This window comes from Mycoplasma sp. 773 (assembly GCF_053851515.1).
Genome location: NZ_JBSQAV010000003.1, coordinates 49189 through 73523, shown reverse-complemented (window position 1 = coordinate 73523; position 24335 = coordinate 49189). Strand labels below are relative to the sequence as shown.

20 protein-coding genes and 1 tRNA gene are annotated in these 24335 nt (G+C 28.6%); 3 read left to right on the top strand and 18 right to left on the bottom strand.

Going from position 1 to position 24335, the window contains the following annotated elements:
• Positions 1-18: 18 nt before the first annotated feature.
• Complete coding sequence (locus tag ACWXVJ_RS01085; RefSeq protein WP_455966159.1) at positions 19-2877, bottom strand: cation-translocating P-type ATPase; 2859 nt, start codon at positions 2875-2877, stop codon at positions 19-21.
• A gap of 178 nt (positions 2878-3055) precedes the next feature.
• Positions 3056-4771, bottom strand: a complete 1716-nt coding sequence (locus ACWXVJ_RS01080) for an amino acid permease (protein ID WP_438340370.1) — start codon at positions 4769-4771, stop codon at positions 3056-3058.
• A gap of 208 nt (positions 4772-4979) precedes the next feature.
• Here ACWXVJ_RS01080 and ACWXVJ_RS01075 point away from each other — a divergent pair, with 208 nt between their 5' ends.
• Positions 4980-5519, top strand: coding sequence for an isochorismatase family cysteine hydrolase (locus tag ACWXVJ_RS01075; protein ID WP_455966157.1), 540 nt, complete (start codon positions 4980-4982; stop codon positions 5517-5519).
• A 52-nt stretch (positions 5520-5571) separates the two neighbouring features.
• Here ACWXVJ_RS01075 and ACWXVJ_RS01070 read toward each other — a convergent pair.
• The 3 genes from ACWXVJ_RS01070 to ACWXVJ_RS01060 form a co-directional block, all read right to left on the bottom strand.
• Positions 5572-5661 (bottom strand) — tRNA-Ser (locus ACWXVJ_RS01070).
• A 241-nt stretch (positions 5662-5902) separates the two neighbouring features.
• Positions 5903-7645, bottom strand: a complete 1743-nt coding sequence (locus ACWXVJ_RS01065; protein WP_455966155.1) for an MATE family efflux transporter — start codon at positions 7643-7645, stop codon at positions 5903-5905.
• Between the two features lie 33 nt (positions 7646-7678).
• Entirely contained in the window at positions 7679-8449 is a 771-nt protein-coding gene (locus tag ACWXVJ_RS01060; protein WP_455966153.1) for a hypothetical protein, read from the bottom strand.
• A 173-nt stretch (positions 8450-8622) separates the two neighbouring features.
• Here ACWXVJ_RS01060 and ACWXVJ_RS01055 point away from each other — a divergent pair, with 173 nt between their 5' ends.
• Together ACWXVJ_RS01055 and pepF are read left to right on the top strand one after the other, a co-directional pair.
• Positions 8623-9150 (top strand): adenine phosphoribosyltransferase, encoded by a 528-nt coding sequence (locus ACWXVJ_RS01055; protein WP_444704823.1) that lies wholly within the window; start codon positions 8623-8625, stop codon positions 9148-9150.
• A 52-nt stretch (positions 9151-9202) separates the two neighbouring features.
• Positions 9203-11035: an oligoendopeptidase F gene (gene pepF, locus ACWXVJ_RS01050; protein WP_455966151.1), complete on the top strand. Its 1833-nt coding sequence runs from the start codon at positions 9203-9205 to the stop codon at positions 11033-11035.
• A 56-nt stretch (positions 11036-11091) separates the two neighbouring features.
• Here pepF and ACWXVJ_RS01045 read toward each other — a convergent pair whose 3' ends face one another.
• The 13 genes from ACWXVJ_RS01045 to ACWXVJ_RS00985 form a co-directional block, all read right to left on the bottom strand.
• On the bottom strand, positions 11092-11976 hold the full coding sequence (locus ACWXVJ_RS01045) for an aromatic motif membrane protein (protein WP_455966149.1): 885 nt from the start codon (positions 11974-11976) through the stop codon (positions 11092-11094).
• Positions 11977-11980: 4 nt separating this feature from the next.
• Positions 11981-12811, bottom strand: a complete 831-nt coding sequence (locus ACWXVJ_RS01040) for an aromatic motif membrane protein (protein ID WP_438340377.1) — start codon at positions 12809-12811, stop codon at positions 11981-11983.
• Positions 12798-13775: an aromatic motif membrane protein gene (locus ACWXVJ_RS01035; RefSeq protein WP_455966147.1), complete on the bottom strand. Its 978-nt coding sequence runs from the start codon at positions 13773-13775 to the stop codon at positions 12798-12800. Before ACWXVJ_RS01035 ends, ACWXVJ_RS01040 begins: the two co-directional genes overlap by 14 nt.
• A complete protein-coding gene (locus ACWXVJ_RS01030) occupies positions 13753-14457 on the bottom strand; it encodes an ATP-binding cassette domain-containing protein (protein ID WP_438340379.1) in 705 nt (234 codons plus the stop codon). The genes ACWXVJ_RS01035 and ACWXVJ_RS01030 overlap by 23 nt, the downstream gene beginning before the upstream one ends.
• A 2-nt stretch (positions 14458-14459) precedes the next feature.
• A complete protein-coding gene (locus ACWXVJ_RS01025) occupies positions 14460-16259 on the bottom strand; it encodes an ABC transporter permease (RefSeq protein ID WP_455966145.1) in 1800 nt (599 codons plus the stop codon).
• A 152-nt stretch (positions 16260-16411) separates the two neighbouring features.
• Positions 16412-18211, bottom strand: a complete 1800-nt coding sequence (gene dnaK, locus ACWXVJ_RS01020; RefSeq protein ID WP_455966143.1) for a molecular chaperone DnaK — start codon at positions 18209-18211, stop codon at positions 16412-16414.
• A gap of 213 nt (positions 18212-18424) precedes the next feature.
• Positions 18425-19528 carry a nicotinate-nucleotide adenylyltransferase gene (locus ACWXVJ_RS01015; RefSeq protein WP_455966141.1) on the bottom strand — a complete coding sequence of 368 codons (1104 nt, stop codon included), beginning with the start codon at positions 19526-19528 and terminating at the stop codon, positions 18425-18427.
• Positions 19529-20776 carry a Y-family DNA polymerase gene (locus ACWXVJ_RS01010; protein WP_455966139.1) on the bottom strand — a complete coding sequence of 416 codons (1248 nt, stop codon included), beginning with the start codon at positions 20774-20776 and terminating at the stop codon, positions 19529-19531.
• The gene (locus tag ACWXVJ_RS01005) at positions 20769-21194 is read right to left on the bottom strand and encodes an iron-sulfur cluster assembly scaffold protein (RefSeq protein ID WP_455966137.1); all 426 of its coding nucleotides are present in this window, start codon (positions 21192-21194) and stop codon (positions 20769-20771) included. Before ACWXVJ_RS01005 ends, ACWXVJ_RS01010 begins: the two co-directional genes overlap by 8 nt.
• On the bottom strand, positions 21181-22356 hold the full coding sequence (locus tag ACWXVJ_RS01000; protein WP_455966135.1) for an aminotransferase class V-fold PLP-dependent enzyme: 1176 nt from the start codon (positions 22354-22356) through the stop codon (positions 21181-21183). The genes ACWXVJ_RS01005 and ACWXVJ_RS01000 overlap by 14 nt, the downstream gene beginning before the upstream one ends.
• A complete protein-coding gene (locus tag ACWXVJ_RS00995) occupies positions 22349-23095 on the bottom strand; it encodes an SAM-dependent methyltransferase (protein ID WP_438340386.1) in 747 nt (248 codons plus the stop codon). Before ACWXVJ_RS00995 ends, ACWXVJ_RS01000 begins: the two co-directional genes overlap by 8 nt.
• A 1-nt stretch (position 23096) precedes the next feature.
• Positions 23097-23528, bottom strand: coding sequence for a transcription antitermination factor NusB (locus tag ACWXVJ_RS00990; protein ID WP_438340387.1), 432 nt, complete (start codon positions 23526-23528; stop codon positions 23097-23099).
• Positions 23528-24334, bottom strand: a complete 807-nt coding sequence (locus ACWXVJ_RS00985) for a YmdB family metallophosphoesterase (protein ID WP_438340388.1) — start codon at positions 24332-24334, stop codon at positions 23528-23530. Before ACWXVJ_RS00985 ends, ACWXVJ_RS00990 begins: the two co-directional genes overlap by 1 nt.
• Position 24335 lies beyond the last annotated feature (1 nt).

The window sequence follows — 24335 nt, the reverse complement described above, 5'->3', positions numbered from 1 at the left end:
TTTTTTGATAATTTAAGCTTATTTTTTAGCTTGTTTTCTTTCTTTTGGAGTTAATATCATTTCGAAATTCACAATAGAGTTATTTTTACTTCTTCTTTTTTCAATTAACAATAATATGACCTTATGAACAAAATAAATAGGAATAATAATTAATGGAAGGCCAAGCCCATAAGCAAGCAATGTCGGTGATGATGAAATATCCTCATATCCCTTAAATGCTATTGTTATTTTTTGAACAAGGGCAACAAGCAATAAAAATGACAATGAGAAGATAACAGATGCATAAACCTTTCAATAATATAATGGATTTGAAAGAATTATTGGTTTTTTAGACATTAAATTAACGGAGTTAAAAGCTGACGTAATACCGAGAATTAAAAAGGCAATAGTTGAAGCGGCACTAATTATTTGATCAGGCCCAAGACCTTGATTATAAGCCCATAAAGCACCCAAATAATAGCCAATCATTGATATAATACCTATTAAGATGCCCTGCCATAAAATATTTATACCCATTTTATTAGCAAATATTGACTCATATTTTGAAAGAGGACGTCGATTCATATAATCTTCTTTTGTATCTTGTAGTCCTAAAGCGATGGCCGGAAAACCGTGGGTAAATAAGTTAATTCATAAAAGTTGTGTTGCTGATAAAATATATATTTCTTTATTCTTCAAAACATCTCAATTATGAAATACAGCCTTAAATATCAACAATCCAAGAAAAACTAATATAATTTCAGCAACAGAAGTAATTAGCAAATTCTGAATTACATTTTTTATTTTTTGATATATTGAACGACCGTTTTTTACGGCTGAAACAATTGTTGTAAAATTATCATCAGCTAGTATCATATTGGCTGCTTGCTTTGAGGCTTCTGTACCAGTAATACCCATCGCACAGCCAATATCAGATGCCTTTAAGGCAGGAGCATCATTGACTCCATCGCCGGTCATTGCTACAACTTGATTTCTTTTTTGTCAAGCATTTACAATTCTAAGTTTATCTTCTGGCTTAACGCGAGCATAAACTGAGTATTTCTCAATATTTTGGCTTAATTCTTGATCGCTAATTTTATCTAACTCTATGCCAGTTATCGCTAGATCGCCTTCATTAAAAATATTTAATTTTTTAGCAATTGAAATAGCTGTATTTATATTATCACCAGTAATCATTACTGGTTTGATACCAGCTTGTCGACAAATTGAAATTGCGTCTCTTGCTTCTTCTCTAGGAGGATCAATCATAGCAACTAAACCTTCGAAATGTAAATTATTCTCTAGAAAATCAAGTTGATCACTATTCTTCTTAGCTAGCAATTCCTCTAAAGTTGATTTAGTTATTTCTTTAGATGCAACCGCCAATACTCGGTATGACTCATTTGACCATTGATTATTAATATGAAAAATGCTATTTTTTTCATAAATAGTTGTTAATGTTCTATTAACTAAAACATCAGGTGCACCTTTAACGATAACTATATATTTATCGCCAATCTTATTGATAGTAGTCATCAATTTACGATCAGAATCAAATGGTCAAACATGAATACGCTTGTATTGTGATTCAAGTTTAGCCTTGGTCATAAATTTTGAATGCTTATATAATTCATATAAAAACGATGACTCTGTAGGATCGCCAACAACCTTAAATTCTCCATTATCTAGTGATAAATTTGCCTCTGAACAAAGTGAACCGTACTCAATAATTTTTAGATATTTTTCATTCATCGATGTATCACTGAGTTTTTTATTATCTGAACTAAAAATGTCAACAATTGTCATTTTATTTTGAGTTAAAGTACCTGTTTTATCAGAACAAATAACTGCACAGCTGCCAAGAGATTCAACTGCCATCAAATCCTTGACAATTGCTTGTTTCTTAGCCATTCTTTGAACTCCTATTGCCAAAATAATTGAAGTAAATGCAATTAAACCTTCAGGAATGGCGGCGACGGCTAGTGAAACTCCGTTAACAATAACTGTACTTCAAAAGGTCATTTCCTTATACAAAGAAGGGCTTGAGACAGCAAACAAAATTTGTGCTAGCATGCTACATAAAAATAATCCAAGTCCTACATATCCAAATATTTTTCCTAATTTGTTAATTTTAATTTGTAGTGGACTCATAGCCTCTTTTTGATTACTTACAAGTGATGAAATTTTACCAAGCTCGGTTTGTTGTCCAATAGCACTAACGACATAATAACCAGTTCCGCTAGCAATAATTGAAGATGAATATAACATAAATTTACGATCAGCTAAAGGTAAATCTAAATTCCTCTTGAAATTATAATCTTTTATTGCCGGTTCACTTTCGCCCGTCAGTGAGGATTCGATTGACGATAAATTCGAAGAAAATAATAAATAACCATCAGCAGGCACCACATCGCCAGCTTCTAGCAATATAACATCTCCAATCGTAACATCTTTTGAATCTATTGAAATTAATATACCATCACGGATAACTTTGGCCTGCAAGGGATTTAATTTACTTAATGCATCAACAGCCTTTACACTTTTTATTTCCTGAATTGCGCCAACAAGAGAATTTGTTAAGACTACAAATAATATAATTGATGGTTCAATAAATTCAACAACTAATTCTGTATTAAAGTTTCATTGCCTATTAGATGCGCTAATAATTGCGAAAATATATGATAACAATGCAGCAAACAACAAAATAATTACAAGGATATCTTTAAATTGAGTTAAATATGTAAAAAAAGGATTTATTTTCTTTGTTTTTTTTAATTCATTTAAACCAAATGTTTTCTGGCGATGAGCAGCTTCAGCTGAAGTTAACCCTTCTTTTATCCTAGTATCTAACATATCATCATTAATTTCTGGGTATTTTTCGATCTTTTCTTTTTTCATAAGTTACCTTTTTATTTTACAAAACAGTGGAAATAATTTTATTGATATATTTTTAAAATTTTACATTATTTTTATAGTTTTTAAGGGGAGTAAAAAAAATAATGAATCCGTTTTAATAAAATACAAAAATATAAAAACCAGCACTTTAAAATAAGTGCTAGTTTTTATTTTTTTGGAATTAACGAGCTGTTTCAAATGTATTAATAACTAAATTATTTAATTCATTTGCTTCTTTAGCTAATTCTAATCTACATGGGCAGTAATATTCTGCTTCACATTCACAGTATTGACCAGCAAGAATTTTTGATAATTTTTCTCTTCTTCATAGAGCTAATTGTTTTTCAATAGGTGTTGAAGCAAAGAAAATTACCATATATAGAACAAATAATGCTGATGTTGCACCATATCCAACTAAGTCAGAAACAAAGTTTGCCTTATCAGTTCCTTGAGCTGTGAAGTATTTAGCAAGTGTCAATCCAAGTGAAACAAATGGATCTAACATGTAGAATACTAATGTTGTTATAACCATAACAACAGCAATAATACCTGCTCATACTGTGTGTTTGTTCTTTTGAACAGCAATAAAGTTTTTCTTTCTGTTTTCAAGAGCACCAACAACTGCTAATGCAATAAACATAAATGCAAATACAGCCATTCAGTTAGCCATTAAGTCTGAGAATGACAATAATGTACCAATGTCGTATCCGTATCCTGTTCCATAACCAGTAATGTCGATATATGCATACGATCCAATTGCTGTAAATACAACCATAAATGGTAGAGATAATAATAAACAGAATAGAGTTCCAACGATTGGCATTTTACTGTTTTTCATATATCTGTATACTGAAGCAGGAACATAAATTTCCCCTTCTTTAATTAAGTCTTCTACGAAACGAGTTGCTCATAATGAGAATCCGTTTAGAATACCTATAACACCAATAGCGATAAATACATTAATTAGACCAAATGCTCAACCATGACCTTTTCCTGCTAATAAATCACCAAAGTCATAGAAACCACCTGACTTAGCACCAAGTGACATAGCTGCAGCAATAACAATGTAAATACCAGTCATTGATAATAGACCAATAACTAAAGCTGCAGGAGTTTTTTCAGGATTCTTCATTTCTGATTGAATACCAGCAGAAACATAGAAACCATCAAATGCAAAGAAGATACCTGCAATTGATCCAAATATACCTAAAACTGGAGTTAATTTTAAGAAGTTTGTAGAATCTTTGTTAAATAATGTTTCCTTAGTAATAGGGGTTCAGATATCTGCATTTCCTTCTTTTACACGTAATCCTAGGAAGATAAATCCAACAATTACGATAGCTACTAATGGGATAAACTTAACTGATGTTATTATTAAGTTTTGAATGTTTCCAGCACGACCACTTAAACCAGCTGAAAATAGCATTCATATTGTTAATACTAGTCCAATAACGAAGTAAATTCATGGAGCAGCATGTGATCCACCAAAGTTTGGAGTTAATCCAAATCCAGAAGCTGCGTCTTGGAATTGAAGTATTACATAATAAGGCATAAAGAAGTATGTAAATGGTAGATATAAGTAAGTCATAAAGAACTTATTAGCCTTATATATGGCTAGCGTGTTAAACGCCTTAGATCAACCAATCATACCTAAGTTGTCATTACGACCTGACGCTACTTCAACTAGAGCAAGAGCTAAAGTAACAACAGCAAAACCGGCAATTAATCATGTCGCTAATGATAGAGCGATATTTCCGGCAGAGTATTCTAGAACTGCTTTAGATCTTAAGAAGATACCAACACCAATCGAACCACCAAGTACGACCATGATTGCTGCAAAGAAACTTATTTTTTTCTTTGTGTCAGAAGTAACAACCATTTGTTCTTCGGCCATCATATATTTCCTTTCATATAAATTAAAAAATAAATAAAATTCGAACTTTAGATACACCAACATTTATATGTCTCTATGTCCCACAAAAGATGTATCCAAATTAATATTATATTGTTTTTTAAAAAATGTTAAAATAATTCACGATAGCAAGGTCTTTTTAATAGAAGAGCTTAATACATTGATTCTATAAAATTAATATTAAGAGGGTATAATGAATAAAATAATTTTTGTAATTGATATGCTAAACGGTTTTTGTAACAAAGGAAAAATGGCAAGCACTCATATCAATAATCTAATCCCAAAGATTGAAAAGTATTTATTTAAAAATAAAAATGAAAAAATGTTATTTGTTTGCGACTCACACAAGGAAAATGACGTAGAAATGCAATCATACCCTTTACATTGTTTAGAAGAAACATGAGAAGCTGAAATAGTAGACGAACTAAAACCATATGTAACCGATGTTATTAAAAAAAACTCAACCAACGCTTTTTTTGCCTTTGTTAAATCAGGTTTAATTGACTTAATTTATAAATATGATGTATTTGAAATCCTAGGATGTTGTACTGATATTTGCATATTGCAATTTGCCCTTACCTTGAAAACATATCTTAATTTTAAGGGTTTAGATAAGGAAATTATCATTTATAAAGAACTTGTTGATACATTTGAAAATGAAAATCATAGTAGAAAAGCATATCATGATTTTGCACTTGAATTAATGAAAAACAGTGGTATAAAAATTAAATAAAGTAGGCCTTTGAGATGCCTACTTTTTTGGATATTTCATTTTTAAAATAATATGGCGGGCAATAAGGGATTTGAACCCTTGCGAGCTATTAACTCCTAACAATTTTCGAGACTGTCCCCTTCGGCCGCTTGGGTAATTGCCCTTTTTTAACAATATAAATTATAAACAAAAAACTATTTAAGCATTTTATTTTAATTTTATCTTTATATACTTCTTACCAAACATATTACTCTCGTAACTTGCTTACCTAAAAAAATTCTAATATTATTGTCAAAAGTGCTCGAATTCTTAGCTGCGCAAATAATTTAAATTAGATTAGTATTGATACTAACCGCCAAATATTTTTTTTTATAGCAATGAATAATTATATTAATTATGCTAATTTACGAAATTGTTTTTGGTTTCTTATGTTGGTTCTCTTCAGTCACATTTCTTAATCAGTTAACCTTAGCTGCTACAATTTCAAATATCCCTCATCTAACGAAATCAATTGAAAAATATAGAAAATATGACAATTCGAGGCTCAAAGAGCTTGTATGATTATTTCGTAGCGGTATAATGATTACAAATGTTAGGATTATTAATCACATAAATGATAATCAATGCGCAGATAACATAGTTAATGAACCAACAATATTCCTTCCGCCAGCCCCTGGCAATGCAGCGGCTATATAGAACCAACACCAAATAGGATTAATAAATAAAAATGTTAATGATGTAAGCAAAAATATTCTAGTAAATGTTGATGCAACTTGAGCCTTCATTAGACTTGTTCATTCCAAAACAACGGGCAATCTAAGAAATTCAATAATCTCTCTATTGCCGAAATCTGATTGTCCATTTCTAACATCTTTAAGCATTTGAGTTACCTTATTAATTATTTGCGGATCAATTACTCCAGATTTTAGTTGAACATCAAACACTGATTGTATTAGCTTTGGGTCACTTGATCTTAAATAAAACTCAATATTATGAGAAATGGATTCCTGTGTCCCTTTTGATGTAGCGGGTGAATAGGCAATACCAAAAATAACGCCTAACATAATCAATGACATACAAAAACCTGAAATAGTATGAAAACCCCTTAGAGCATAACCGTGTTTTTTTGCTTCTTCAAAATTATTTCTGCCTAGGTTACCAGCGACAAAATATGAAACATTAGATGAACAGGCAGAGGTAATGGCCGATGTTATCGATGAGAGACTCTCAACTAAACCTAAAATTGTAACTGCGTTAATTCCCATTCACTTTTCCCCGATTCCGGAACCGTTTGCCAAATCATCCGGAAAGGCTCTAGCCCAAATGATCATTCTAATAGGTAGAATAACCATTGCAACAATTGTTATTAACATAGCAGGTATGCGTTTTAATATTTGCTTTGCAATCGGCCTAGTTATATAGTGAATTTTGAAAATGTTAATAAATATTGGCCTATCCTTATAGTAAGTTAATAAGGAATCTGACAACAAACATACCAATCCACTAACAATAGAACCAAAAGCCGCATAATAAGCATGACCCTTAAATGCATACAATAAAATAGAATTTATTGTAGCATTTGTAGCAAGAGTTAGACATGCTGAAATAAAAGCTAGATTTGAATGACCAGTTTCATTGAGTTGCATATTCGTGTTAAAGTTAAAGGATGTCAAAACTCACGAAATTGCAATAAGCATTAAATACATTCTTGCCTCATTTAGAGCTGCACCCTTAATCTTGGCGCCGCCAATAAGATGTATCAATGCAGTCGGCTGACTTCAAGAAGCCACAGCAAGCAAAATACTTATAAATAAATACATCCATATTCTAAGGTTCATAATTTGTTTAACCTTATCAAAGTCTTTTCTACCATAATATTGGCCAACAAACATACCCGCAATACCTTGTATAGCAAAAAATATTGTATATATAATTCCGGTGTAAGTATTGGCATAAGTTAAGGCATCAATTCCCGAAGGAATGTGACTTACCATAAAGTTATCTAAAAAACCATTTAAGCAAAACAAAATTTCACCAATAATTATTGGCCATGTTTTTGAAAAATAGAGCTTTAAATCATGCTTAGATTGAGGCAGCAATCTTCTCAAATAATGCTTTTTTTCTTTCTTTAAAACATTAGATGACATAATTACTCCTTTCTAAAATATTTAAAATTTAAATTAAAGAATTCAAATCTTCTCCTTAATTCCTTTTAGTGTCAAATTATCATCAAAATCAATATTTTTTATTAACTTTAAAAAATCTTTTTTATATAAATATCTTTTTATTAACAAATCTGTTCTTTCTGGGTCAGAAGCTAAAAATATCATTTTATTAACATCATCACCTGAATAATGTCTAAGTTCCTTAATAACTAAATTTTTATTAAGATTGAGCATATATTTCTTTCTTTTATCATTGGCTCTTAAATGTGAAACTGAATTAACATACAACCAAAAGCCTACAAAAGCAGCAATTGCACCGTTTCGACCTGCGGTTCGTTTTTTTAATGATATAACGTCAGACTGATTAATAGCCTTCTTTATATTAGGAAAATATTCCTTACTAAATTTTGGCCCTGTGAGTTTAGATAAAGATAAAACAGGACATGAGGGATCTAATAATGGATTAACCAAATTTTTTGGAAACAATTTTATTAATATTTGTTTTTCTAATGTTGGGTTATGTCCTATAAATGTAATTTCATTAATATCAATTTTTGAATTAATATCGTATATATGTTTTATTATATTTTGCTTCAATGTTGATCAAATGCCTTTTATTGATTTAATTTTTAAAAAATCAATAATAAATGTTCTTGTTTCGAATTTTCCATTTTGATTTAAAGCACCCACTGTATAAGCAAAGGGAGTATTAACTGGAATTGCTAATAATCTGGCAAAAGGATTTGATATCGCTTCAAAATCAATATATACATATTTACTATTCATAATTAGAATTATAGCACTTTTATCAGAATCGAAGGTTCTAAGAAACATTTGACAATATTTTTGATTTAAAATTAAGTATATTTTTTAAAAATGTTTTTATAAAAAATACAATTACTTCTAAATTTTAATTTTTGTAACTACTTATTTTATAAGTAAATTTGTAATATAATATTATGGCTATGGAATTAAAAAAATATATTAGAACAGTTGAAAACTTTCCTGAACCAGGTGTTAAATTTAAGGATATATCTCTTCTTTTGGCTAACGGTAATGCCCTAAATTACACAATTAATACTATGTCAGAATTAGCTAAAGATGCAGACATTATCGTCGGACCAGACGCTAGAGGATTCCTTTTTGGCACTCCTGTAGCCGCTAAATTATCTAAACCTTTTATTATGGTAAGAAAAAAGGGGAAACTGCCTGGCGAAGTTATTAGTTGTGCTTATGGTTTAGAGTATGGGCGCTCAATCCTTGAAATTCAAAAGGGATTAGTAAAACCGGGACAAAAAGCAGTTATTATTGACGATGTTCTAGCTACCGGAGGAACCTTAGAAGCAATAACAAAATTGTTAAAGGATCAAGGAGTTGAAATCCTAAAAATTATTGTGCTAATGGAACTTGACGGTTTTAATGCAAGAAAAAGATTAAACTGTGAAATTGATAGTTTAATTTTTATAGATAAAGATAATAATAAGTAAGTTCTGCTAGAACTTATTTTTTGTATAATTTAATTTTATCGAGGAGGTATTAATGAAAAAATATAGTAAATATGAAGAAATTGAGTCAGAATATCGCTTTGACCTGGAAGATATTTTAGGCAATAAAACATATCAGCAACTTTTTGATGAATATTTTGCCTTGTTTGAGAAACAAATAGAAATAAAAGATTCAAAATATGATAATTTTGATAATTTTGTTGCTTCAATAAAACTAAATGAGGAATTCATTTTGTTGAGTAATAAAATTGAAAATTATCTATCGAATAAATTGAATATAAACATTATTGATCCTAAAATCAATGAGATGATAGCAACTTTTGAAGCAACAAATGCCAAATACGCAAAAAGATTGGGCTCAGAAATTAATCGTATTGATCGACATAAACAAAAAATTAAAGAATGGCTAAATAAACCAGAATTAAAGGAAGTAAAAAAAGATCTTGAGGCAATATTGCTTGAACTAGATCATAAATTGGATGATAAGATTGAAACATATTTAAACGATACAATCTCTGGTCATCCAGATGTAACTGAATTGTTTGGTGTTTTAACCGATAGTGAAATTACATTTGGCTATGCACACGATAGACATGGCAAAAAACATGAAATTACAAGAGCAAGCATGCAATCATTTAGAAAACACGCTGATGAACGAGTAAGAAAAGAAAGCTATTTTAATTATTTGAATGGTTATTTAAAACATAAACAAATTTTAGCCAAAATGTTATATCAATATATCAAGGAGTTATCGGTTAATGCCCTACATCGAAAATATCCTTCAACGCTTGATTCAATTTTAATGAATGACCATGTTGACAAAAAATTGCTTGAAATTATTTATGAAAGCGTAATTTCAAATATAGATATATTTAAAAAATATCATAATGCACATGCTAAATTCTTTGAAGCTAAATTCAATAAAAAAATGGAATTATGAGATACTTCACTTGATTTGATAAAAATCAAGAATTCATATTCAATTAAGGATGGCCAAAAAATATTAAAAGACATAACCTCAGTAATGCCATATGAATACCCAAAAATAGTTGATAGAGCTATCAAAGAAAGATGAATAGATTATATAAATGTTCCCTCAAAAAGATCGGGAGCATATTCAATTGGTTCAACGCATGGAATTAATAAGCTTTATATTTTAATGAACTGAGATAATACATTCAACTCTGTAAACACCTTGTGCCATGAAATGGGACACTCAATGCATTCATATTTTTCAAATAAAAACCAAAGTGTATATCGAAGTCAATACACTGTATTCATAGCCGAAATAGCTTCGATATTTAATGAGTTATTACTAAATGATTATTTAATTTCAAAAGCAAAAACAGATGAAGAAAAATTCTTTTTACTTAATGAAAGCATTAATGACTTTGTCGTCACAGTATTAAGACAAACACATTGATCTAATTTTGAATATGAGTTATATAATCGCATTGATAATAATGAACCTCTTAATTCATATGAAGCTATTGAAAAAATTTATGTTGATGTATCAAAAAAATATCAAATAAGTGAAAATGAAGTAAAAATTGGCAATCCAATAAATATTCATAGCGTTATGGTGCCGCATTTCTTTTCATATTTTTATGTTTATAAATATGCACTCGGTTACATTGTGGCAAACTTCTTCTTTCAAAAATATAAAGTCGAAGGAAAAAGCGCATTAGAAAATTATGTTAACAACTTTCTATCAGCAGGGGATAAAGATTGACCGGTTAATGTCTTAAGGGACGCTGGTGTCGATGTATATTCAAAAGAAATTTATAATATGGCTTTCGAAATTCTTGATGACAAGGTTAATGAGTATATAAAATTAGGAAACAAAATTTTTACAAAAAATAAATAAATAAAAAACTCACAATTAATTTTGTGAGTTTTAGTTTTTAAAATAAATATTTATTTTTATTTTGAATCATCAACATAGACAATTGTGAATCTAAGCGGTTCGCCGCCAAATTCTTCATCGAATAAAGTTTTTATATAAGCCTTATCGGCGCTTGTTTTGTATAATCTCAAGGCTCTTACATATTTTGCAAGATCAAATTTCTTTAAAATAGCTTCATTTTGAAACAAAGCCGGATAAATATGAGAATATGTAAAAATTGAGACTTCTGAATTTCCGTCAGATTTTTTAGTAATCGATAATTCAAGAATAATGCCTTGCTTAGTTAATAAATAAACATCATAGGAATCTTTATTATTTTGTGAACTTTCTTCAATAACATATTGAAGCATTTCATTTGTTTTAGGACGATTAAATGACCCTAGATCCAAACTGTTTTTTTGAAGCTCTTTACTTAAAATGTCAGTAATACCTTTAAATTGATTAAAAGCTTCATAAAGAGCAAACGTAAATCGATCAAGATTAAACAAAAACCATAATCAATTATCTTTAAAAAGTTTAGCTAATTCAGGGCGATATTTTTCCAAAGCAATGACCTTATTCTTTGAATTAAAATTATCATTTGATTTAAAAAATGCAATAACATTATTGGCATAAAGCAAATAATCTTTAATCTCGGTTAAATAGTTATCATTTATCCTTTTTTGTTTTTGTATATAGGCATTTTTATCAGCGTTATTTTTAAAGGCTAAATCAAGAAGTGAATTAACATATTCATATTTCAAAAAAACATCTCATTTTTTCTCTTTTTCATCATTAAAAGCTATTGAGGATAATTTAGATTTGTTATTTTGCTGACTCGTATTTTGGCATGATATAACAGCAATTGGTGCAAATAATGTAGCAAGGGCTAAACCAGAAAGAATTATTTTTTTTCGCTTCATAATATTATATGTCCTTCAATATTAATAAACCAAGTGCTGGAAAATTATAGTTCTTAACAACAACATTCTCAAAAGCATCAAATCCACGTTTGTTATGATGAATAATCGCATTGTGAACAGCATCTGAAACTAACTTAATTGATATCTTCGAAGATATTGATTTAGGAAAATAAATCATTCTATCAAAAGTCAAAAAACTTTTATCACTTTTATTTTTAGAAATCAAAATTCTTAATAAGAACTTGTTTTTCTTAAGATAAAAAATATCATCTTTGGATTCAGGCGATTCATCTCCTTCTCTCAATTGATCCCAGTTGTTATCAATAAAATTTGCATCATTTGGTTCAAATTTTTCTGCATGGTTTTTTAAAGCTGCGATAAATTCATCGCTATGCTTAACTTGACCAAAATCCGGAAATTTTCATCAATCCAAAAAAGTTCATGTAAATCTTTTAATGTTTTTTATAACAAATAGTCAATTTTTAGAATAAAAATCCCTTAATTTTTTAATGTTTTCCTCATTATTTTCATCGGTAAACTTTTTGGTTATTTTTTTTGCCTCATCAAAAAGCTTCTTCTCATCTTTTTGAGACTCAAGAAAATTTGTTTTTGCTACTTCATCGCCTTTAAATCTTAGGTCTATTAGCTGCTTTATCAATAAGTTGGTTCTCTCTTCATCAGGATTTTCAATATTAGGAATATATTCAAAACCTTTAGGGATATTATTTCTTAATTGAGTGCTTGGCTCATTATTAATACACGAAACTAGCCCATATGATAAAGGTAAGACTGAAATAAATGAAGTAGATAAAATAATCTTATTAATTTTTTTCATCGATAAACCTCATAGTAAATTTAAATATTTTAAGTTCTTCTTTATTTATTTCATTTAAAACATCAGCTAGATCATCATTATATTGATATATTGCGTGAAATTCAATATATTTTTCATCAATGTATGGCTTAATAAAAGTTTTTTCATCAAATGGCTCATTTTCTAGTTCAGCATCTTCTTTTGCTGATTCTAAATTCGATTTGAAAGTTTTAACACGCTTCTCAAAAATTTTTTCTTCTAGTTGTTTTAGTTGATCTTCAATATTCATTTCATTTTTAAAAATAAGAATATCTGGAACTATCAAGAGTTTAGGGATTCCCTTATCTATAAATTTCCAAATCTTAATTACCTTGTTATTATCAAATAAAAGATAAACAATTTCCTTGTCTGTGAAGACATTATATTTTTTAAGTTCAGGTATATCCTTAAAAGGCATTTTAATCAATTTTTTAGGTGTATTATCTTGCACGCTAATAGAAAGAGAATTAAATTTTTTTCTAACCTCATTAAAGTATTCTTGCTCTTTGGCAAAAGTTTTATATCTATCGCCATAAGGATTGAAAATGTACTTAAATTTAGATAAATTATTCAACGTTCAATATCAATCATTCGATAATGTATTTTTAATAACCTGCATTGAAGTTAACGCCAAAGGACGATAATCTTGGTTTTTATGAACGCTATTTTGAATAAATACAGGATCATAAACAAAAGCATATTTTAATTCGTTAAATTTAGAATCTGATTTATTTTCTTGTTGAAAAATGTAAATATTTTTTTCATTAAGATTATTTTTAGCAAAGAAATCAAGCAATAAACTAATTGATTCATTTCTATAATATTCTTTTCTTTGTTTTTTAGGAAAATCGATAGAAGTATCTTTAATATTATTTATGTTAGCACAGCTAATAGCACAAAGCGGTAATATCGGCAAAACCAAGCTAGTTAGATATAACTTTTTCATAAAATAGTTTTTCTAATGGTTCTTTTTTAATTCCGGTATATAAGATATTGCCATTATGTATTAGGGTTACAGAGTTAACATATTTATCGATTTCAGCCAAAACATGGGAACTAATTAAAATTGTAATTTTTTCATTTTCATTAATATCTTTTAACAATGAAAAAAGTTCAAATCTAGCTGTCGGGTCCAAATTAGCTGCTGGTTCATCGAGAATTAATAGTTTGGGCTTATGCAATAGTGCTTGAATTAATAAAATCTTCTTTTTTTGTCCAGAAGAAAATGTATAAGGTCTTTCATACAATAACTGTTCTATATTAAAAAATTTAAGGTAGTTTTTAATTTCATTAATAGCATCAGTTTTTTTGATATTCGATAGTATTGAAAGATTGTAAAGATAATCAAAAACGGTTAATTCTTTTGGAAATTCAGCAACTTCTGGAACATATCCAATAATTGAACGTGCTTCTGCTTTTTTAATATTAATATTATTTATTAAAATATCACCCTCATAATTTGCATATGCACCAATAATTGTTTTTATTGTTGTTGTTTTACCGGCACCGTTTTCTCCGATAAAGGCATGAAATGCACCGTGCTTTATAGCAAAATTAATTGATTTAATTCCGCGATCAGTTTTTGGAAAGATTTTTTTTAGATTAATGATTTCTAGAATATTTTCCATAATTACTTGTAATCCTTTCTCTTGTATAAAGCAAAAACTGAAGCAAATAATACACCAATCAAAATTGCTCATAAAATAAAGTAAACATTTTTATTAACAATTTGTTTTTCACGATTTATAGCAAACACTTTATCCGCAGATTGGAAAAGATAGTTTGTAGGGCTTGTTGTTAACTCGTATCTAATTAAAACTTTTTCATTCTTAACAAAAAGTCTCTTTTCAAACCCTGCATATCCTCCGATGTAATAATTGAAACCAGCTATTTTTAATTCAATTTGATTATCGCCATATGCACTTGAACTTTTTGGATTTTTTATAACTGCTTCAAAAATTTTATTATTTTGGTAATTAAAATATATATAGTTTAGTAATGCAACGCCTAAATATATTTTTCTCTCTATTTCTGATTGCAATTTCTTTTCTTTAACAGCATTTTCGTTGAATATTGTAACATTTGAATTCAAATATTGATTAATTGGACTTTCTAAATTATTTATAAAAGTAGAAATACCTTTTGTTAATTCATTATGCAAATCAATAACATTTTCAGATGTTTTATTCTTTATAAAATCATCAACAAATCTTTTAGCTATATTGTTAAAAATTTTATCATTTAATGCTTCATAAACATATTGTCATTTTAATCTCCCTACAATATTGTTTTCGGCAGAAAATTGTGAGTTATCCTCAGGAAATGAAATATTAACGCTAGATGCTCCTTCTCTCGCATAAATAATATCAGTATTAATAGTATTAGGTATAACTGAATTAGATTTTAACAATCCTGGAACAATATACTTTTCAATATTACCTTCTTTGGATGTAACCGTAAATTTAGGCAATTTAGGATTTTCGTCTAACTTATATTTATATAAAATGCTATCTAGATTGTTATAATAAATATAATTATCTTGATTTGAGTATTTAGTTTTGCTAATTGACTCAAAAACATTTTGGTTTTTAGTATTAAAAATATCTAGTAATTGATACGGAATAGATAATCATGAATAAAATTGCCACTCACTCGATGAATTATTAGCAAGTTTCATTACCTCTCTAAGATATGAGACTTGCTCGTTTGAAAATTGCTTATTTTGAGATCCGTTGGGAATAATTAACAACTCATCCTTATTATTGTTTATAAAATATGGTTCAACATTTGCTTCATTGCCAGAGAAGTGATATGGATATTTCTTATTAATAAAGTAAGCAGCGTTATTAACATTTGTTGTTGCGTTAGCTGACAATAAAGAACCACCAAGAGCTAATGGAATAAAAAACACCAAAGGCAATGTAATAGCAATTTTTTGGCTTAGTTTATATCCTATTAGCGCTGTAATTAAAGCAATCATTAAGTAAGATGCTAAGGAGATAACAAAAAATAATAGCGAATATAAAAACAGGTTTGTTCCTGAATATAATGCGTATGTTGACAATAATGAAGAAATAAAAAGAACTGTTGATCATAATAAACCGAAGTATATTAATGATAATAATTTACCTAAAACCAACCCTTTTCTTGAGATCGGTTTAGCAATGCTAACAAGCTCTAATCCTTCCTGTTCGAAATCTTTAAAAATATTTAGCGCCTTAATAGATGCAAATAATACAGTTACTATAAGAACAGAAAAAATATAAAGATATGAAGCAAGCGTCAAATATTTTTCGCTAATCACAAATTTAAATACAAAACCAACTATAAATGAAAAAATTAAAGTTATAGCAGGAATGATAATCGAACTTTTCTTCTTAAAAACAGTATTAAATGCAAATTTCGAATATTTAAATGCTGAAGTTTTCATTTTTTAGACCTTTCAAATTTATAATATATAATTATATATTAAATTAGTAATAATACATATTTTTTATAATTATAATTATATTTTTAATGCAATTTTTTAAACAAAAATGTAAACAAAAAACCACTAATAAGTGGTTTTTAATATATTATAAATTAGTTCATTTCAGTATTATTCTCATCTGTTTGTGGGGTCGTATTTTGTTGTTGTTGCTGTTGTTGTTTCTTTATGAACTCCATAGCTTGAGACATTTTTTGTTCAAAATCATTTATTTTCTTTTCTAATTCATCATAATTTTTATCATTCAATTCTTTTTGGATATCTTCCTTAACCTTTTTAATTTCAGAAAGTTGTGATTCCCCTATTTTTTTAGCTTCTTCTGATTCAAGAGTTTTGTCAATTTGATGAATTAATTGTTCTGCTCTAACAGTCAATTCAATTTCGCGACGTTTTTTCTGATCAGCTTCTCTATTAAGTTCGGCTTCTTGCACCATTTTTTCAACATCTTCCTTCGATAATGAAGATGTATTTTGAATAGTAATGCTTTGTTCTTGATTTGTCTTTTTATCTTTGGCTGTAACCTTGGTAATACCATTAACATCAATTGAAAAACTTACTTCAATTTGTGGTACTCCTCTTGGTGCAGGGCTTATTCCGCTAAGATCAAATCTTCCCAAAAATTTATTATCTTGTGCCATTTGTCTTTCACCTTGTGTAACAACAATCGATACAGAGGTTTGATTATCTGCGGCAGTTGAAAAGATTTGACTTCTTGTTACAGGAATAGTAGTATTTCTTGGGATTAAAGGTGCGACAATATCTCCCTCAACAACAATACCTAGGGTCAACGGAGTAACATCAAGCAATAGAACATCTTGAATATCGCCAGCAAGAACTGCACCCTGAATAGCAGCACCAACACTAACTACCTCATCAGGATTAATTGAATTATTTGGTTTTTTGCCAGTAATATCAGAAACTATTTTTTGAACAGCTGGCATTCTTGTTGAACCACCAACCAATAAAACTTCGGTAATATCATTTCAATTTAATTTTGCTTCATTTAATGCATCAAGCAATGGCTTTTTAGTTTTTTCTAATAAGTCCGAAGTCATTGCCTCAAATTCTGATCTTTTTAGCTCTAATTCAACATTAATTGGACCATTTTCATTCATAGCTAAAAATGGAAGTGAAATGTTTGCAACCAATGATTCTGAAAGTGAAATTTTTGCTCTTTCTGCTTCTTCTTTCAATCTAGCCATTGCCATCTTATCATTTCTAGCATCATATTTATACTTATTGCTTATTTCTTTAATTAGTCAATCAACAATTTTGTGGTCTCAATCGTCACCACCTAAATGATTATCGCCAGAGGTTGATAACACTTCAAATGTTCCATTTTCCATTTCAAGAATAGAAACGTCAAAAGTACCGCCCCCAAGGTCAAATACTAATATTTTGTGATTTTCATCTTTTGACTTATCTAATCCAAATGCTAATGCTGCTGCAGTTGGTTCATTGATAATTCTAACAACATCTAGACCTGCAATAATACCGGCATTTTTAGTTGCTTCACGTTGCGCATTATCAAAATACGCTGGAACTGTAATAACTGCTTTTTTAACTGCGCTCCCAATTTTCTTTTGCGCATACTCTTTCATATATGAAAGAATTAAGGCACTAATTTCCTCAGGTTTATAATCTTTTTGATTTGCTTTAACAGTTTTTGAACCACCCATTAATCTTTTAATTGAGGCAATACTATCTGGATTTGTCTCTAATTGTCTTTTTGCACTCTCACCAATTATTGTTTCGCCGTTTTTAAAGGCAACAACAGATGGGGTAGTTCTCTTACCATTTGGATTTTCTAAAACCTTAGGAGTTCCGTTTTCAACAATCGAAACCACAGAGTTAGTTGTACCAAGGTCAATTCCTAAAATAACTTCTTTTGTCATATTCTTTATCTCCTTTTTTTAAATTTAAGATTAAGATTTTTTACATATTTAAATCATCTTTCAATAATTTATAAAATAATTGTACCATATTTTTTAGCACTTTAATAAAATGAGTGCTAATTTTTATTTTTATTATTAAATTTCATTGATTTGCGAATTATTGCTAATTGATTTGTTATCTCTAAAAACCTTGGATATATAAAAAATGAGGTTTTAATTTTCACCTCATTTTTTATATATTTCTTTTTGCTCCTTGCTGAAGCAATGACCTCTAACATCAGATTCATATTTTGCACACCTTGAAACAATATATGAAAATGCTTTATCAAAATTTTGAAAGCTTAGTTGTCTTATTTTTTCTATTCCTTCTCATCTACGACCCTGACTTATCTTATCAGCAACATAAAGAATCTTATCAAGCAACGATAATTCTATATCTAATGAAGTATGCTTTTTAATTGCTGAGAGGACTTCCGGATTATTATATTTATAAACATCTCTTAACCAAAAAAAAGCTGTGGTTTGATGCAATTTATATGAGTCCAAATTTGTTCGACTAAATCCGTATTTTTCCAAAAAATCATATGCATCTTGTTCATTCCAATTCTTGGTTATATCATGAGCATAACCCGCTTGGTAAGCATTTTTTATTTTATAATTATTTAATTTTGCAAGCTTTATAGCAAATTCTGCCGTCCATTTTAAGTGAAAATATCTAAATTGCTTTTCTTTATCTTTAATATCAAAGATTAGATTTTTAGCAATTTCCTCAAAATATAAAAAATTTTCACCGATGTATTTTTGTACTCTATCTTCTACTTGCGAAAAATCACCTTTTCTATATTTTGTTGAAGAAAAATTATAAATAGTATTGTTCAAAATTCTTACATTAAATTTCTTCGCATTAACTTTTGAAAACTTATTACCGCGGTTAAATGCACAAATTTTTACTTTATTAGCAATCTCATCAATTTTTTTTCATTTATTTAACATGGGTACATTATCGGTGCCAATAAATAAATAAAGTTCATCATTAGGGAATTTGCTTCTAAAATAATTTATTGTATCAATTGTGTATGAATTACCTTTTCTATTGGTTTCAAACTCAGACAAAAACATTTTATCTTCCAATACCATATTGATCATATTAATGCGATGGTTATTAGCAACATACTCACTACTATTCTTAAAGGGGTTTTTATTAGTGGGCACAAAATATAACCTATCTAATGAAAGCTCATTTATTGCGAATTTTGCTAAGTTAATATGGCCTTTATGAATTGGATTAAAACTACCACCATATATTCCTATTTTCATTTAATCCTCCAAACTAATTCTCTTGTTTTTTGTCTTTGAATTCTTTCTTAGAAATTTTATATTGTCTGTATTGATATTTTTTTCCATGCTATATTGATATAAAGTTTTTAATAAATTATTACCATTTATAAAATTTTGTTCATTAATTATTTTTTCAACCATATTTTTTGAATCGCTAGAAAGTATATCAAATGAAGAATCAGAATTAAAAATTGTCCTTAAATTACCAATACTTACCCCCAAACCACGAAGTGGCTCTTCATCTCACAAAGAATCAAAAATCAATTCAACATTTTTTCATATCAAATCAAAGTTGCTAGTTCAAGTTGAAATGCTTTTGTTTTTTGAAATCCATATCTTATTTTGACGTCTTAGCATAACAGAAACTTGTTTAGCCTCTAAATTTGCGTCACTCGCTCTAAGACATACATTTTGAGTAATTTTCTTTAATTCATTAAGCAAAAAAAGTCTATCACTAGAGTCGTCAGTAATAAATGTTTTGCTATTACTTATACTTTTAGCATCGCTATAAAATATATGATCAATCCCTGTATTAATTCCCTTTAAATTTTCAACAAGTTTAAAATAATTTTTGCCAAAAACGCTTCTTAAAAAAATATCATTATCACAATTTACTAAATCTGCTCAAGTCTTAATGTTATAGCTAATTATTTTTTTTGAATTAGCTTTACCAATACCAAAAATTTTTTCAACACCTAAATCATAAAAATGTTTTTTAATATCTTCCTTTTTTGTTTCCAAAATACCAAATGGTTTTGCCTTGTTTGTAGACATTTTTGTCAAAAATTTTGTATAAGAAATACCTATTGAGCAGGGAATGTCAAATACATTAAGGATATCATTTTGTATTTTTCTAGCAAAATCTATCACATTGCCATTCTTTTTAATATTATTAGTAACATCTAAGTAACATTCATCAATTGAATAAACTTCCAACATATTAGAGTAGTTTGTTTTTATAAAATTAAAAATTTTTTTAGACATTAAAGAATAAAGTTGATAATGAGGTGAAATAACAATTAAATCCTTAATCTTATCTCTTACTTTAAAAAGGGGATCTCCACTTTTAAAGCCTTGTTTTTTTACTTCATAAGACATAGCAGAAATGATTGCTCTCTTTGAATTCAAAGCAATTACCACTGGTTTGTTTTTTAAATTTTCATTCTTTGATCTCTCGCAGCTTACAAAGAATGCATCCATATCAATATGAAATATAACCCTAGCCATTTAATCCTTTTTTAAAAGCGCGATAAACTATTGAGGCACATTCTAAACGATTAAGATGAACCTTAACATTTTCAAATACCAACAATTTACCTAAATCAATATTTATATCTATTTGTTCTTCTCTGTTAATTAATTTAAAGTACTCTTCCAGAATACATAAAATTTCGCTCTTATCTTTATTTAAAACTTGATCAATCATCAATTCCACACTTGAAATAAAGATAGCGCATCCGGTTGCATAATACTTTGCATCAATTAATTTATCATTTTCAAATAGTAAATTTAGTTCTATATCATCAATGCAAACTCTTGAATGTTCTTTTATACCATTTCCTCTTGGAATAGATAAACTATGCTTTGGTTCAGAATAAGAATTAAATATTATTTGTTGTTTTTCTTGGGTACTAAATGATTTCAATAAAATTACCCCCATTTTTTAATTCCTTAATTAATTTATCAATATCCCCTTTATTGTTATACATTGCTAACGATATTCTTACATATGAACTACAATATTTGTTTGTATCTTTAAATTTATAAGCGCAAAAAGCACCAGATCTCACATAAATATTTCTGTTCCCTAGATATGATGCGACATCCTGGGCCGGAACGCCTCTAATATTGAACAAAATTATCGTATCGCCTTTTTTAGAATCAATTAAAACATTAGGCAAAGTTTGCAATTTCTCATAGGCATATATCGCAATTTCTTTCTCATATTTAAATAATTCTGTAGCATTAAAACTTTTAAAAAACTCAATTGCCCTTCCTAATTGGATAATGCCAGCAAAATTTGGTGTGCCGGGTTCTCACTTAGAAGATGAATTTCTCATTACTCAATTATTTGATTCTAAAATATTTTGCACCTGGCCACCACCCCATTTTGAAGGCCGAAGATTTTTTAAAATATTATTTTTTATAGCTAATATTCCAGTCCCAGTTGGACCATATAATTTATTGCCAGAAAATGCAATAACATCGCAATAGCGAAAATCAACGCTACTATGTACAATAGCTTGGGCTGCATCGTTTATTAAAATAATGTTATTTTCTCTACAAAGTGAGTATATTTTCTTAATATCAAGATTTATTTGAAAATTATTTGTTAATTGAGGTAAAACAATAATTCGTGTATTTTTATTAATAGATTTTATAATGTCCGCACCGTCAAAACAATATCTAAATCTTATATTTTTAATGCTAAAATTTTCAAGAAAGGGAACAATTGCAGAAGAATGGTTAAAATAAGTAAATAATATTTCACCACTCTCTACAACCTTTGAAAGCATCTGCGCCACCAAATTTAAACTTTCAGTTGTACCTGAAGTAAAAATTATCTCTTCAGGATCAGCATTAATAAACATAGCAACATCACGTCTAATTCTTTGTAGATCACTGTTTAATTTTATTCCTAGTTTCGAATCAGCAGTACGAGTTGAAATTGAATAATTTTCATAAAATTCCATCCCTTTTTTTATCACTACATCAGGCTTAAATGTTAAGGCAGCGTTATCTAAATAGATAATATTAGGATTATTTTTAAACATAGGAAAAATTTTTTCTCTTTGTTCATTAGTCATTTTTTTTCTCCTGTTTAACAAAAAAAGAAAGATATTCAATATTTTTTGACTTCTCCCCACGGATTGGGCTCTCAATAATAGGCTTTAGTAATATAAAATTATTTTCCCTAGCTATATTAATCACTTTATTAATTATATATTCATGATGTTGTTTAGGAACATATCCACCAGGTTCAACATATTTGCTGCTTGCTTCAAATTGAGGTTTAATTAAAGCAACTAATAAAACACCATTACCAAAGGTCCTATTGCAAACCTCAAAAACATATTTTAAACTTATGAAAGAAACATCACAAGTCACTAAGTTTATATCCTCACCGAATAAATTATTATTTATTACCTTAAGGTTTGTCTTTTCATATACAACGACCTTATCATTTATTCTTAAAGAAAAAGCTAATTGGTTTGTGCCCGAATCAAGAGCATAAACCTTTCTTGCTTTGTTTTCTAATAATACCTGAACAAATCCACCTGTTGAAGAGCCAATATCTAAACAAACTTTATCCTCCACGTTAATACCATATTCCTTAATTGCTTCTTTCAATTTGTATGCCCCACGTGAAACATAATTATCCTTTTTTTGTTTAATGGTAATAACACAATCATCACTAAATCTTAATGTTGGGTAAAAAACTTTTTCATTATTTACAATTATCCTTCCTTGCATTGCTAAAGAATCGATGGTTTTTTCATCCAATAAAAATTTTTCCTTTATTAACTGTTTCAAGGTTTTTTTCATATTATTTATTAATTATTTGTTTAGAAATTTTATCGAGAATTTTATTAACAAATTTATAATCATTGCCAGGTGAAAAAAGCTTAGTAATATTAACCAATTCATATATCACTACGCTACTATCATTGTAAGTTAGTTCATAAACACCAAATATTAATATTGCTCTAATTAATGGGCTAATTCGCTCTCACTCCCATGTTTCTAGTATAAACTTCTCAATAATTTTTTTTAAGGTTTCATATTTTGACTCTATTATTTGCAACGCTTGTATTTCACAAGGATTTATTTCATTTAGAGGATTATTAACAATAACGCTCGTATCTAAATGCACACTAAATAGTTCTGATTGATAAAGATAAAAAATGATGTTTTTTCGATAATTATACTTTTTAACTAGAAAATTGCCTTTCATGCTTATTTGTTTTTTTTCTTTCATTACTTCTCCAAGAAATTTATTAATTTAATCATTTTTTTATCTTTATTTTTAGTTAGCGTAAAAACTACACCATTAAACTGACACTTATTGTTTGATACTTTAAATGGCAATCTTGCATCATATCTCATTTTTTGATAAACTTCTTCAAAATTAGAACCAATAGCGCAATCCCTTGGGCCGCACATTCCGGCGTCAGTTAAATAATATGTTCCATGTGGGAGAATTTTAGCATCATTTGTTTGAATATGTGTATGGGTACCGATAAGTGCATCAGCTTTTCCATCAACATACAAACCAAAAACAGATTTCTCTGATGTTGTTTCAGCATGAAAATCAACTATATAATAATCAGCTTTATATAAGCTGTATACCTCATCAAACTTATCAAAAAAGTTATTTGCAACCTCTTGTTTCCAAGGTTGCAATAGGGGATTAAATGTTATCCCCATAAATGATATAACAGCAATTTTATTCCCTTTAACATCAAATAGTCTAATACCTGACCCTGGATAGCCTTGATCTATGTTAACAGGTCTAATTAAATCATTATTATCAATTATATCCATTATTTCATGTTTAGCTCAAACATGGTTACCCAATGTAAAGGCATTCACCCCCGCATTTTTTAATTGAAAGTAATGTTCAGGAATAAAGCCCTTTCTACCAGAAACATTTTCAGATTGTGCTATTACAAAGTCTATATTCTCGTCTTTAATAATTTTGTCTAAATTCTTTATAACAAAATCAATACCTGGGTTTCCAAATATATCACCAAGAAATAAAATGTTTATATTCTCTTTTTTCATA